The organism is Streptomyces sp. NPDC043878, from assembly GCF_056435735.1.
Window position 1 is genome coordinate 12,507 of the sequence record NZ_JBWKDW010000016.1, and the last position, 12,381, is coordinate 24,887.

Genomic DNA, 12,381 nt, shown 5'->3' on the forward strand with positions numbered 1-12,381 from the left:
GGTCACCGGGGTGGTGGGCGGGCCGTCGTGGAACGGGCCGTCCTGGACGGATCACCGGGGACGAGCCGCCGTACACCCGTCACCCGGGCCCTGGATGTCTGACGCACCGTCAGCTACCGTCCCCCTCCACCGGAACGCCACCCGCCCGGCGAAGGGGACTGCCCATGTCCGTCACGGTCGTACGGTTCAACCTGGTCGAGCCCGACGCCACCCCCGCCTCGCTCGGCGCCCGCTACCGGGCCGCCCTGGAGATGGCCGCGTACGCCGACGAGCACGGGGTCACCACCGTGCAGACCGAGGAGCACCACGGGGTCGAGAACAACTGGCTGCCGTCGCCGTTCGCCTTCGCCGGAGCGGTGTTCGGCGCCACCCGGCACCTCGCGGTCACGGTGTCGGCGATCATCGGCCCGCTGCACGACCCGCTGCGGCTCGCCGAGGACATCGCCGTGCTGGACCTGCTCAGCGGCGGACGGCTGGTGACGGTCGCCGGGATCGGGTACCGGCCCGAGGAGTACACGCTGTTCGACGTGGAGTGGAAGCGGCGCGGCAGACTCCAGGACGAGACGCTCCAGACCGTGCTGAAGGCGTGGACCGGCGAGGAGTTCGAGTACCGGGGCCGTACGGTACGCGTCACCCCGCGCCCGTTCACCGACCCGCACCCGTTGCTGCTGGTCGGCGGCTCCTCGAAGGCCGCCGCCCGCCGCGCCGCCCGGCTGGGCCTGCCCTTCTTCCCCAGCGCGCACCTGCCGGAGCTGGAGAACTACTACCGGGAACAACTCGTCGAGCACGGCACCGAGGGCTGGACCATGATGCCCGCCGCCGAGACGCCCCTGCTGCACGTCGCCGAGGACCCGGACCGAACCTGGGCGCGCTACGGCGAGCACTTCCTGCACGAGGCCCGGACCTACGCCTCCTGGCAGTCCGGGGACATCCGGTCGGCGGTGAAGTCGGCGGCCACCACGGTGGCGGAGCTGCGCGCGGAGGGCGTCTACCGCATCCTCACGCCGGACGCGTGCGTGGCCGAGGGCCTGGACAACCTCGTCCTGCATCCGCTGGCGGGCGGGATGCCGGTGGACGAGGGGTGGCGCAGTCTGCGGCTGTTCTGCGAGGACGTGCTGCCCCGGCTCGACGGGTGAGCCGGGGCAGCACGCCTCACGGATGTCGAGGAGCGGGCAGCGGGGACTTGGCCCGGCTCCTCGGGTTCTGGGGCCTCGCGAGGAGGCTCAGCCCATCTCCTCCAGCGTCTTGCCCTTCGTCTCCTTGACGAACTTCAGGACGAACGGGATGGAGAGCGCGGCGAAGACCGTGTAGATCACGTAGGTCGCGGACAGGTTCCAGTCGGCCAGCGACGGGAAGCTCGCGGTGATGGCCCAGTTGGCGATCCACTGCGCGGAGGCGGCGACGCCCAGGGCGGCGGCCCGGATCCGGTTGGGGAACATCTCGCCGAGGAAGACCCAGACGACGACACCCCAGGACAGGGCGAAGAAGAGGACGAACACATGGGCGGCGACCAGGGCGACCCAGCCCTGGGTGGCCGGCAGCTTGCCGTCGACCAGGTCGTAGGAGAAGGCCCAGGCCTCCAGGCCGAGACCGATCACCATGCCGACGGAGCCGACGAGCGCGAGCGGCTTGCGGCCGACGCGGTCGACGAAGATCATCGCGATCACGGTGCCGACGATGTTGATGATCGACGTGGTGAAGGAGTACAGGAACGAGTCCGTCGGGTCGACGCCGACGGACTGCCACAGCGTCGAGGAGTAGTAGAACGCGACGTTGATGCCGACGAACTGCTGGAAGACCGACAGGCCGATGCCGACCCAGACGATCGGCTTGAAGAAGAAGGAACTGCCGAGCAGGTCCTTGAAGCTCGACTTGTGCTCGCTCTTCATCGCGTGCTCGATCTCGGCGACGCGGGCGTCGAGGTTGACGCTGTCGCCCTCGACCTCGTCGAGGATCTGACGGGCCCGGTCGTGCTTGCCCACGGAGATCAGGAAGCGGGGGGACTCGGGGATCGCGAAGGACAGCAGGCCGTACAGGACGGCCGGGACGACCATGACGCCGAGCATGACCTGCCATGCCTCCAGGCCCATCAGCTCACCGCGCTGGTCGCCGCCGGCGGCGTTCAGCAGACCCCAGTTGACCAGCTGCGAGACGGCGATGCCGATGACGATCGCGGCCTGCTGGAAGGAGCCGAGGCGGCCGCGGTAGGCGGGCGGGGCGACCTCCGCGATGTAGGCCGGGCCGATGACCGAGGCCATGCCGATGGCGAAGCCGCCGACGATGCGCCAGAAGGCGAGGTCCCACAGGGCGAAGGGCAGGGCCGAACCGACCGCGCTGATCGTGAAGAGGACGGCCGAGATCTGCATGCAGCGGATGCGGCCGATGCGGTCGGCTATCCGGCCGGCGGTGGCCGCCCCGATGGCGCAGCCGATCAGGGCGATGGCGATGACCTGGGCCAGCGCCGCGGAGCCGATGTCGTAGCGGCTGCGGATGGCTTCGACGGCGCCGTTGATCACGGAGCTGTCGTAGCCGAAGAGGAACCCGCCCATCGCGGCCGCGGCCGCGATGAAGATGACATGCCCGAGATGCTCGGGGTGAGGCGTCCCGGCTCCTGACGGCTGGGGTGCCTTCGCTGTGCTGGTCACGTGTACTCCTCGGGCCACCGGCAACGCTGCCGGTGTGGGGGTCGGCCCTTCCAGTGGCGCACGTCGTACCGCCGCCCACCACCTGAAGGTAAAAGCAACGTTGCAGAGACTATGCCTTCAAGTTTCGAATTCAAACGGGGGAACCATGGAAAACTGAGGCGGTGACGTGCGCTGCCCGTGTTCAATACTTGAAGGTCTGCGGAAGATGCAGGTCGGGATAGGTGTAGACCGCATACACCTAGCGGAGACGCTGCGAGATGACCTTCGACACACCGTCGCCCTGCATGGACACGCCGTACAACGCATCGGCGACCTCCATCGTGCGCTTCTGGTGCGTGATCACGATCAGCTGCGAGGCCTCCTGCAGCTCCTGCATGATCCGGATCAGCCGCTGCAGGTTGGTGTCGTCGAGCGCCGCCTCGACCTCGTCCATGACGTAGAACGGACTGGGCCGCGCCTTGAAGATCGACACCAGCAGCGCGACGGCCGTCAGCGACCGTTCACCTCCCGACAGCAGCGACAACCGCTTGACCTTCTTGCCCGGCGGCCGCGCCTCGACGTCCACACCCGTGGTGAGCATGTTGTCGGGGTCGGTCAGCACGAGCCGTCCGTCGCCGCCCGGGAACAGCCGGCCGAAGACACCCTCGAACTCCCTGGCGGTGTCCCGGTATGCCTCGGTGAAGACCTGCTCGACCCGCTCGTCGACCTCCTTGACGACCTGGAGCAGGTCGGCGCGGGTCTTCTTCAGGTCCTCCAGCTGCTCACTGAGGAACTGGTGACGTTCCTCCAGCGCCGCGAACTCCTCCAGGGCGAGCGGGTTGACCTTTCCGAGCTGCTGATACGCCCGTTCGGCCGCCTTGAGCCGCTTCTCCTGCTCCGCCCGGACGAACGGCCGGGGCTGGTTGCGCGGGTGCTCGGGGTCCTCCGGCAGTTCCTCACCCTCGGCGGGGGGCGAGGGCGGCACCAGTTGGCGGGGGCCGTACTCCGCCACGAGCCCCGCCGGTTCGACACCGAGTTCCTCCAGCGCCCTGGTCTCCAGCTGCTCGATCCGCAGCCGCTTCTCGGCACCGAGTACCTCGCCGCGGTGAACCGAATCAGTCAACTTGTCGAGTTCGGCCTTGAGGTCGCGTCCCGTGCCGCGCGCGACGGTCAGTTCCTGCTCGCGGCTGGCTTTGGCCGCCTCCGCCACGGCCCGCTCCCGCTGCGCCCGGCCGAGCGACACCTCGACGTGCGCGAGCACCTGGCGCGCGCCGGAGCCGACGGCCGCCGCCACGGCAGCCTCGTGCCGCAGCCGGGCCCGGCGCTGTTCCGCGCGGGCGCGTGCCTCCCGCTCCGCCCGCGCGGCGCGGTCGAGGGACTCCGCCCGTCCGGCGAGCCCCTTGACCCGCTCCTCGTGCGTACGGACCTGGAGTCGCGCCTCCATCTCGGTCTGCCGCGCGTTGGCCCCGTCGGCGGCGAGCCGGTCGCGCACCGACGTGTCGGGCTCCTCCTCGACGGGCAGCTCCTCGGCCACGGCGAGGCGTTCGGCGAGTTCCTCGGCCTCGTCCACGGCCCGGTCGAGCGCCTCCTGGGCCCGGACGGCCGCCGCGGTCGACCGTTCGGCCTCACCGGCCGCGCCCCGCGCCTGGCCGGCGAGAGCGCCGAGGCGCTGGGCGACGGCCGACTTCTCGCGGTCCGCGGCCCGTCGCCGCTCCCCCAGCTCCTCGACCAGCGCGGCGCACTCCCGGCGCCGCTCACCGGCCGCGTGCTGCGCCGCGGTCAGCTCCTCGCAGCGCACGGCCAGCTCCTCCAGCTCGGCGGCCGCCTCGTCCACGGACGCCTGCACCTCCAGCAGGCTGGGCGCCCCGGCGGACCCGCCGTGCGCGAAGTGCGCGCCCAGCAGGTCGCCCTCGGCGGTCACCGCGGTCAGCCCGGGACGCGCGTACACAAGGTCCTCGGCGTCCTCCAGGGTGGCGACCACGACGATCCCGCGCAGCAGCCGCCGTACGGCGGGCATCAGCTCCGCGGGACCGCGCACGAGTTCGGCGGCGTACGGCGGCCCGTCGCCCCGCGGCTCCTGCGGTACGTCGTCGGGGGCGCCGCTCAGCAGCAGTGCCGCCCGTCCCGCGTCCTGCTTGCGCAGCAGGCGGATCGCGTCGGCGGCGGCGGCCGGCGTCGTCACCGCCAGGGCGTCCGCCGCCGCGCCGAACGCGGCGGCGAGGGCGACCTCGTGGCCGGGCGTCACGCTCAGCAGCCCGGCGGCGGGGCCCAGCAGACCGGCGAGCCGGTCCCGCGCGCCGAGCAGCGCGCCGGTGCCGTCCTTGCGACGCAGGCCCAGGGCGAGCGCCTCGCGGCGGGCCTGGGTCGCGGCGCGCCTGCGCTCGGCCACCGTGACCGCCTCGCGGGCCGCCGTCAGGGCGGCCTCCGCCTCGGCCAGGTCCGCCTTCGCCGTCTCGTGCCGCCCGGCGAGTTCCAGGTCGCCGGCGTCGAGGCCGTCGACCTCCGCCTTGAGCGCCTCGTACTCCTCCTGGGCGGCGACGGCCCGCTCCCGGGCCTCGTCGCGGGCGGTGGCCAGCCGGTCGATCTCGGCCTGGGCGGAGGCGGCGCGCGAGCGGGCCGCGTTGACCTGGCCGTTCAGCCGGGCCAGGCCCTCGCGCCGGTCGGCGATGGCTCGGGCGACGTCCTTGAGACGGCGTTCCTCGTGGGTCAGCTCGCGTTCCAGGTCGGCGCGGTGGGCGACCGTGTCCTCAAGGGCCCGCTCGGCCGCCTCCAGAGCCGCTTCGAGCTCCGCCTCCTGCTCGCGGATCCGGGCGGCCTCGCGCTCCATGTCCTCGGGGTCGCGGCCGCGACGGTCCTCGGGGGGCGCGGAGGTGGCGCTCTTGACCCGGGCGTCGGCCAGCGAGACCGTGCCGCGGACCCGTTCGGCGAGCTGGGAGAGCTCGTACCAGGTCTGCTGGGCGTGCTGGAGGCGCGGGGTGAGCTGCCGTACCTCGTCCTCCAGGAGCGCCTCGCGCTGGAGGGCCTGCCTGAGCTCGCGCTCGGCGGTCTCCCTGCGTTCCTTGAGGGCGGCCTCGTCGGCGATCTCGGCGGTGAGCGCCTCGCGCAGCCGGACCAGGTCGTCGGCGAGCAGCCGCAGGCGCGCGTCCCGGAAGTCGGCCTGGATGACCGCGGCCCGGCGGGCGACCGCGGCCTGCCGGCCCAGCGGCTTGAGCTGGCGGCGCAGTTCGTCGGTCAGATCCTGCACGCGCGCGAGGTTGGCCTTCATCGCGTCCAGTTTCCGCAGCGCCTTCTCCTTGCGCTTGCGGTGCTTGAGGACGCCGGCGGCCTCCTCGATGAAGGCGCGACGGCCCATCGGGTCGGCGTGCAGGACGGAGTCGAGCTGGCCCTGGCCGACGATGACGTGCATCTCCCGGCCGATGCCGGAGTCGGAGAGAAGCTCCTGGATGTCGAGGAGCCGGCAGGTGTCGCCGTTGAGCTGGTACTCGCTGCCGCCGTTGCGGAACATGATCCGCGTGATGGTGACCTCGGCGTACTCGATGGGCAGCGCCCCGTCGGAGTTGTCGATGGTCAGGGACACCTCGGCGCGGCCCAGCGGGGGGCGGCCGGTGGTGCCGGCGAAGATGACGTCCTCCATCTTGCCGCCGCGCAGCGACTTGGCGCCCTGCTCGCCCATCACCCAGCTGAGCGCGTCCACCACGTTGGACTTGCCCGAGCCGTTCGGCCCCACGACGCACGTGATGCCCGGTTCGAACCGGAGCGTGGTCGCCGAGGCGAACGACTTGAACCCGCGCAGGGTCAGGGCCTTGAGGTGCACGCCGCCGGACTCTACCTTTCGGGGGTGTCTCACTCCATGAACCCGCGGTTTCACGTGTGAACGCGGAGGGCACACCAGACGTGAAGAGGGTGAAAAGGCTTGCGGGGGAAGGAAAGACGTGCGGAGAAAGAAAGAAGGGACGCCGAAGCGTCCCTTGCAAATCTGACAACTAAGCGGTTGAGACAGGCCGCACAACCACTGCGTGAGCTGTCGTGAGCGATGCAGTGATCAGGTGAGCGCGGGCTCCGCCTGGTGTGCGTCGATGCTCTCCATGATCCTGTCGTGAGAAGCGGCAGCCGCGAGCGTGTCGTTCTCGGCCTGGATCCGTACGAGTTCGGATTCCAGATCCTGTACGCGCTGCTGGAGCCGTCGCATCTCGGCGAGGAGCCGAGGGTCGGAGCCGCCGACGTAACCGAGAAGCGCCTTTGCCATGATGGATGGTCCTCCACACTGAGTGACCGACCGAAGCGGTGTGGGTCGTGAGGGATTCGCACCCGCGGTGATTGACACTTTTGAGTTCGGGTTTGCCGTTCATCCATGCCAAACAGCTAAGGTGCGCGGGGTGCTTTCAGCGTCTCACCAAAAAGTTTGACGGTCAACACGATCACGCCCGGTATCGGCGGGCGGCCCCGGGCGCGCGGCCGGATACCGGCGGCGCTGCGACGCGAACGGGCCCTGAGGGCGTGGCGATCATCCTGGCGTGCCGAGCCCGTCGGCGCAAGCGATTCTCGGCAACCACCAGGCACTTCCCGCCGGACGCGGGCGCCCGGGGGCCGCCCGCCGGCCCCCGGCGGGGCGTCCCGGCGGAGGGTCTCAGCGGATGGCGAAGCCCTCGTAGCCGCCGCGGGGTGTGTCCCAGATCTCGGTGACGCCATCCACGCGGCCGGGCGTGTCGCTGCCGCGGAGCCAGCCGAGGAGACCCTCACACCCCGGCCGGGGGCCCTCGGCGACGATCTGGACGCGTCCGTCGTCCAGATTGAGAGCAAAGCCACTCAGGCTGCCGATCTCCAGGGCCTTGGCCCGCGTGAACCAGCGGAAACCCACGCCCTGCACGCGTCCGCGCACCCAGGCCACCAGCCGTACGTCCTCGCTCATGGGTGCAACCTAACCGGGCAATGTCCCTCCGGGCACTTCCCCCCCTTGCGTCATGCGGTACCGTCCCCACCCAGTGAATCTCATACGAAACTCACTTGATCGTGTGAGTTTCGTGAGTTTGGTTGACCGGGGGGACGCGTCGACCGCCGAGGATGAGGAAAGGCAAGGACATGGGACGCCACCGACGCTCCGCCGCCGGCCGCGCCGCCACGGGCCGCGCCACGGGGGTCACGCAGACGCGCGACTCGTACACCGGCAGCCACGATCCGCTGGACTCCTACAGCTTCGACCGCGCGGAGAGCCCCTACGTCCCCCGGCAGCGGGGCGCGTACGCGGACGACCGCGGCACGATGGGCATCGCGCCCTACCTGAACACCGGCGGCCCCGCCGAGGAGCCCGTCCCGGACCCCGAGCCGCTCGCCGAGCCCTACGCCGTGACCGACGAGGTGCACGTCCAGGCCTCCGCCCGGAGCGCCGCCTACCTCTTCGCCACGGACGACGACTTCGCCACGGTCTTCCCCGACGAGGGCTTCGCCCCCGGCGGCTCCCGGCGCGGACGCTCGCACCGCCGTAAGCGCAGGACCGTGACGCCGGTCCGCACCGGACTGCTCGGGGTGTCCGCCGCGGTGGCCCTCGGCACGGTCGCGGTCGCCACCGGCGCCGTACCCGGCCTCGACAACTACAAGCTCGGCGGGACCACCTCCAGCGGTGAGAAGGTCCAGGCCGCGGACTCGCCGACCAACAGCGCCAGCGAGCAGGGCGGCACCTCCGGCGACGCGGGCGGCACCGCCACCGGCAGCCGCGACGACGGTTCGGCGACGAGCCGCGACGCCCAGCGGGCCGCCTCCCCGACGCCGTCCGCCCCGGCCCCGTCGGCCTCGGCGTCGGCCGCGCCGACCAAGAAGCCGGCGAAGCAGCCGAAGGCGACCCCGAGCAAGAAGGCCAAGGCCACGCCTCCGGCGGCGGCGACCAAGGTTCCCGAGCAGACCAGCGCCCCGGTGACGGTGTCGGCGGAGGCCCAGGCCGGTGCCGAGGTGCTCGCGCTCGTCAACGAGGAGCGGGCGAAGGTGGGCTGCAGCGCACTGTCCGCCAACAGCGCGCTGTCAGGCCTGGCGACGGACTTCAGCGACGCCATGGCCGCCGAGGGCTTCTTCGACCACACCGACCCCAGCGGGGCCACCCCCTGGGACCGTGCCGAGAAGGCGGGGATATCCGGCCTGGGCGGCGAGAACATCGCCCGGGGCCAGGCCGACGCGGCCGCTGTGATGGAAGCCTGGATGGACAGCCCCGGCCACAAGGCGAACATACTGAACTGCGACTTCAAGACGCTGGGCGTCGGCGTGCACTTCGGTTCGGGCGGCCCCTGGTGGACGCAGGACTTCGGCTACTAGCCTCACGGCACCGGGGCGGTTCACCCCGGTCAGGGCACCCCGACCGGCGGCCGGACCGGTGACTCAGGCGGCCGGGCGGCCGTAGCGGAAGACCGTCGCGGTTTCCGCCACCCGGCGTCCGAGGTGCTCCGCCGTCGCCACGTCCGCCTTGTGGACGGCCTCCGGGCCCTCGTCCACGTTGGTCTGGGCGGCGGCGCCAGCGAAGACGCCGAGGCGGAAACGGCAGCTCGTCAGCGATGAGAAAAGGTGAGCACTAACTTCTGGTTAGTGCAACCTGGTGGTTAGCGCTACCTTCGCGTACTCTTGACACATGAACATCACGCAGGAGCCCACGGAGGTGCGCGACCTCCCGTACGACGTGTTCGCCAAGGCCTGCCCCTCGCGCGGCACCCTGGAGCACGTCACGGGCCGCTGGGGTGCTCTGACGCTCGGCGCCCTGCACCAGGGCTCGTTCCGCTTCAACGAGCTGCGTCGCCGCGTAGACGGCGTGAGCGAGAAGATGCTGTCACAGACGCTGCACGCGCTGGAGCGCGACGGTCTGGTGCGCCGCGACGCCCAGCCGACGAACCCGCCCCGCGTGGACTACGAGCTGACCCCGCTGGGTCGCGCGGTCGCCGAGCGTCTGATCACCCTCATCGAGTTCGTCGAGGGGAACATGGACGACGTGCTCGCGGCACGCGAGCGCTACGACGAGACGCGCCGGGAAGGGCTCTCCAAGCCGGTCTGACGGGCTTCCGGGACACGCGCCGCCCGGGCGGGCACGGCGCCGGGCATCGCGCCCACCGCCGGCTCCGGTGACGCGTGACGTCAGCCCTGCGTGACGCGCGGGGCCCGCTGGCACCGCGGGCAGAAGTAGCTGGACCGGTTCATCCAGGGGCGCCGGCGCATCGGCGTGGCACAGCGCCTGCACGGCAGCCCCTCCCGCCCGTACGCGTCGAGCGACCGGTCGAAGTAGCCGGACTCGCCGTTGACGTTGACGTACAGGCTGTCGAAACTGGTGCCGCCGACGTCGAGCGCCGCGTTCATCACGTCCCGTACGTGGCCCAGGAGTTCGGCCGTGCGCGGCCGGGTGAAGTTCGCGGTCGGACGCTCGAAGTGGACGCGGGCCCGCCAAAGGGCCTCGTCCGCGTAGATGTTGCCGACACCGCTGATCAACGACTGGTCCAGCAGGGCCCGTTTGATGGTCGTGCGCTTGCGGCGCAGCGCCTGGTGGAAGGCCTCGTCGTCGAAGAGCGGGTCGAGGGGGTCGCGGGCGATGTGCGCGATGACGTCGGGCAGCCCGTCCGGCGTGGTGTCGTGCAGGGACAGTCCGCCGAAGGTGCGCTGGTCGACGAAGCGGAGTTCCGTGTGCAGATCGTCCGCGAACCGCACCCGGATCCTGAGGTGCTTCTCGTCGGGTGCCTCGTGCGGCTGGACCAGGAGCTGGCCGCTCATGCCGAGGTGCGCGAGGACCGCCTGACGGGTGTCCTCCAGCAGCAGCCACAGGTACTTGCCGCGCCGGCTGGGGGTGCCGACGCGATGGCCCTTGAGCCGGTGGGTGAAGTCGTCCGCGCCGGCGAGGTGACGGCGTACCGCGCGCGGGTGCAGCACCTCGGCCTCGGTGACGGTCCGGTGGGCGACCCACCGCTCCAGACCGCGCCGGACGACCTCGACCTCGGGCAACTCGGGCATGGCGCTCTCCCGTTCACGAACTTCACGAACCGGTGGATGAGTCGAGCGCCCGCCCCCGTGGCGGGGGCGGGCGCTCGGGTCGCGCTGTTTCGGTCAGGCGGAGAGGGACGACGGGCTCTCGCCGTCCCGCTCGGCGGCCTTCTCGGCCGCCGCGTTGCCGGCTCGCTCGTCCGCCGCGGCCCTGATGGACCGCCACGCGGATTCCGCGGCCTGCTGCTCCGCCTCCTTCTTGCTGCGGCCGGTGCCGGTGCCGTACGAGACGCCTCCGACGCGGGCGGCAGCAGTGAAGGTCTTCTCGTGGTCGGGGCCGGTCTCCGTGACCAGGTACTCGGGGACACCGAGTCCTTCGGTCGCGGTGAGCTCCTGGAGACTGGTCTTCCAGTCCAGGCCGGCTCCGAGGTTCGAGGACTTCTCGATCAACGGGTCGAAGAGACGGTGGACGAGTTCGCCCGCCGCTTCCAGGCCCTGGTCGAGATAGACCGCGCCGATCACCGCTTCGAGGGTGTCGGCGAGAATGGATGCCTTGTCCCGGCCACCCGTGCCCTCTTCGCCCCGGCCGAGCCGGATGAAGGAGCCGAGTTCGAGGCCGCGGCCGACCTCCGCCAGTGCACGCGAGTTGACCACCGCGGCCCGCAACTTGGCCAGCTGGCCTTCGGGCAGGTCGGGGTGGATGCGATACAGCGTGTCCGTCACCACGAGGCCGAGGACGGAGTCCCCGAGGAACTCCAGGCGCTCGTTGGTGGGCAGACCGCCGTTCTCGTACGCGTACGAGCGGTGGGTCAGCGCACGCACCAGAAGGGCGGACTCGAGCCGGTAGCCGAGCCGCCCTTCCAGAAGCGTGTGGGACGAGGCTGTGTTCTCCGCCTTCTTCTTGGCGCTGGATTCCGCCGTGGCGTCAGACATCAGACCTCTCACCAGCCGCTCAGACCTCGAGAACCTGGCGCTTGTTATAGGTGCCGCAAGACGGGCACGCGATGTGCTGCAGCTTGGGCTCGTGGCAGCGCTCGCACGCAACCAGGGTGGGGACCGCAGCCTTCCACTGCGACCGGCGGTGGCGCGTGTTGCTGCGCGACATCTTCCGCTTCGGAACAGCCACGGCTACTTCTCCTGCTTCTCGTCGGCGCGTGCTGATCGAGGCGCGCCGCCGCTCATCTCGTCCTTCTCGCCGTCTCCGAATGAACCGGCGAGTCCCTGCAGTGCCGCCCAACGGATGTCGACGGCATCGTGGTGGTGGGCCGGGTCGTCCGCGAGTCGCGCTCCGCACTCGGAGCACAGACCCGGGCAGTCCTCCCGGCACACCGGCTGCATCGGCAGTGCGAGCACCACCGCATCACGCAGCACGGGCTCGAGGTCGAACAGGCCGTCCTCGAGGAAAAGCATGTCCTCGTCTTCCTCGGCGTCGTCGGCCGGTTCCGCTTTCACACGGCCCCGGTCGTCGGCGTCAGGGTACGAGAACATCTCCTGGAAGTCCGCTTCGAGCTTCAGCCCGAGCGGCTCCAGACACCTTACGCACTCCCCCTCGGCCTGCGCACGGGCGGTGCCTGTGACGAGCACACCTTCCATGACCGACTCGAGCCGGAGGTCGAGCTTCACCGGGGCGCCTTCCGGCACTCCGACGACTCCCTGGATCCCGAGATCCGAAGGAGCGTCGATCTCGCGGGTCAGGCGCTGCTGCGCACCGGGCCGCCGGCCCAGCTCGTGTGTGTCGAACACGAGAGGGTTGCGGTGGTCGAGGCGGGCGTTCAGGGCCATTCCTGCTTTCGATCTCTGAGCTCGTGGGACGCCG

At 71.1% G+C, this 12,381-nt stretch carries 11 protein-coding genes and 1 pseudogene; 3 read left to right on the top strand and 9 right to left on the bottom strand.

What is annotated here, in order from left to right; translation table 11 throughout:
* Window positions 1-164 precede the first annotated feature (164 nt).
* Window positions 165-1,136, top strand: coding sequence for an LLM class flavin-dependent oxidoreductase (locus AC07AZ_RS22320; RefSeq protein WP_478850364.1), 972 nt, complete (start codon window positions 165-167; stop codon window positions 1,134-1,136).
* 87 nt (window positions 1,137-1,223) lie between these two features.
* Here the strand turns inward: AC07AZ_RS22320 and AC07AZ_RS22325 are convergent, their stop codons facing one another.
* The 4 genes from AC07AZ_RS22325 to AC07AZ_RS22340 all read right to left on the bottom strand — a co-directional run bounded on the left by AC07AZ_RS22325 (window position 1,224) and on the right by AC07AZ_RS22340 (window position 7,533).
* A complete protein-coding gene (locus AC07AZ_RS22325) occupies window positions 1,224-2,645 on the bottom strand; it encodes a sugar porter family MFS transporter (RefSeq protein WP_478850366.1) in 1,422 nt (473 codons plus the stop codon).
* A 238-nt stretch (window positions 2,646-2,883) separates the two neighbouring features.
* Window positions 2,884-6,438, bottom strand: coding sequence for a chromosome segregation protein SMC (smc, locus tag AC07AZ_RS22330; protein ID WP_478850368.1), 3,555 nt, complete (start codon window positions 6,436-6,438; stop codon window positions 2,884-2,886).
* A 228-nt stretch (window positions 6,439-6,666) separates the two neighbouring features.
* Entirely contained in the window at window positions 6,667-6,870 is a 204-nt protein-coding gene (locus tag AC07AZ_RS22335) for a hypothetical protein (protein ID WP_053747983.1), read from the bottom strand.
* Window positions 6,871-7,251: 381 nt separating this feature from the next.
* Window positions 7,252-7,533, bottom strand: a complete 282-nt coding sequence (locus tag AC07AZ_RS22340) for an acylphosphatase (protein WP_478850370.1) — start codon at window positions 7,531-7,533, stop codon at window positions 7,252-7,254.
* Window positions 7,534-7,703: 170 nt separating this feature from the next.
* Between AC07AZ_RS22340 and AC07AZ_RS22345 the strand changes: the two genes are divergently transcribed.
* Window positions 7,704-8,924 (top strand): CAP domain-containing protein, encoded by a 1,221-nt coding sequence (locus tag AC07AZ_RS22345; protein ID WP_478850372.1) that lies wholly within the window; start codon window positions 7,704-7,706, stop codon window positions 8,922-8,924.
* Between the two features lie 63 nt (window positions 8,925-8,987).
* Here the strand turns inward: AC07AZ_RS22345 and AC07AZ_RS22350 are convergent.
* Window positions 8,988-9,140 (bottom strand): annotated as a pseudogene (locus tag AC07AZ_RS22350) (NADPH-dependent FMN reductase); the annotation flags it as partial.
* A 94-nt stretch (window positions 9,141-9,234) separates the two neighbouring features.
* On the opposite strand from AC07AZ_RS22350, the gene AC07AZ_RS22355 reads away from it, so the two are divergent.
* A complete protein-coding gene (locus AC07AZ_RS22355) occupies window positions 9,235-9,651 on the top strand; it encodes a winged helix-turn-helix transcriptional regulator (protein ID WP_478850374.1) in 417 nt (138 codons plus the stop codon).
* 80 nt (window positions 9,652-9,731) lie between these two features.
* Here AC07AZ_RS22355 and mutM read toward each other — a convergent pair whose 3' ends face one another.
* The 4 genes from mutM to AC07AZ_RS22375 form a co-directional block, all read right to left on the bottom strand.
* The gene (gene mutM, locus AC07AZ_RS22360) at window positions 9,732-10,595 is read right to left on the bottom strand and encodes a bifunctional DNA-formamidopyrimidine glycosylase/DNA-(apurinic or apyrimidinic site) lyase (protein ID WP_478850376.1); all 864 of its coding nucleotides are present in this window, start codon (window positions 10,593-10,595) and stop codon (window positions 9,732-9,734) included.
* Between the two features lie 93 nt (window positions 10,596-10,688).
* The gene (gene rnc / locus AC07AZ_RS22365; protein WP_478850378.1) at window positions 10,689-11,498 is read right to left on the bottom strand and encodes a ribonuclease III; all 810 of its coding nucleotides are present in this window, start codon (window positions 11,496-11,498) and stop codon (window positions 10,689-10,691) included.
* A gap of 19 nt (window positions 11,499-11,517) precedes the next feature.
* The gene (rpmF, locus tag AC07AZ_RS22370) at window positions 11,518-11,691 is read right to left on the bottom strand and encodes a 50S ribosomal protein L32 (RefSeq protein ID WP_007493396.1); all 174 of its coding nucleotides are present in this window, start codon (window positions 11,689-11,691) and stop codon (window positions 11,518-11,520) included.
* 2 nt (window positions 11,692-11,693) lie between these two features.
* A complete protein-coding gene (locus AC07AZ_RS22375) occupies window positions 11,694-12,347 on the bottom strand; it encodes a YceD family protein (RefSeq protein ID WP_478850380.1) in 654 nt (217 codons plus the stop codon).
* Window positions 12,348-12,381: the final 34 nt, after the last annotated feature.

What these genes read in the sequence shown, in the direction of transcription:
- AC07AZ_RS22320 (WP_478850364.1), top strand. Translation starts at nt 165, where the DNA reads ATGTCCGTCACGGTCGTACGGTTCAACCTGGTCGAGCCCGACGCCACC.
- AC07AZ_RS22335 (WP_053747983.1), bottom strand. Translation starts at nt 6,870, where the DNA reads ATGGCAAAGGCGCTTCTCGGTTACGTCGGCGGCTCCGACCCTCGGCTC.
- AC07AZ_RS22340 (WP_478850370.1), bottom strand. Translation starts at nt 7,533, where the DNA reads ATGAGCGAGGACGTACGGCTGGTGGCCTGGGTGCGCGGACGCGTGCAG.
- AC07AZ_RS22345 (WP_478850372.1), top strand. Translation starts at nt 7,704, where the DNA reads ATGGGACGCCACCGACGCTCCGCCGCCGGCCGCGCCGCCACGGGCCGC.
- AC07AZ_RS22355 (WP_478850374.1), top strand. Translation starts at nt 9,235, where the DNA reads ATGAACATCACGCAGGAGCCCACGGAGGTGCGCGACCTCCCGTACGAC.
- mutM (WP_478850376.1), bottom strand. Translation starts at nt 10,595, where the DNA reads ATGCCCGAGTTGCCCGAGGTCGAGGTCGTCCGGCGCGGTCTGGAGCGG.
- rnc (WP_478850378.1), bottom strand. Translation starts at nt 11,498, where the DNA reads ATGTCTGACGCCACGGCGGAATCCAGCGCCAAGAAGAAGGCGGAGAAC.
- AC07AZ_RS22375 (WP_478850380.1), bottom strand. Translation starts at nt 12,347, where the DNA reads ATGGCCCTGAACGCCCGCCTCGACCACCGCAACCCTCTCGTGTTCGAC.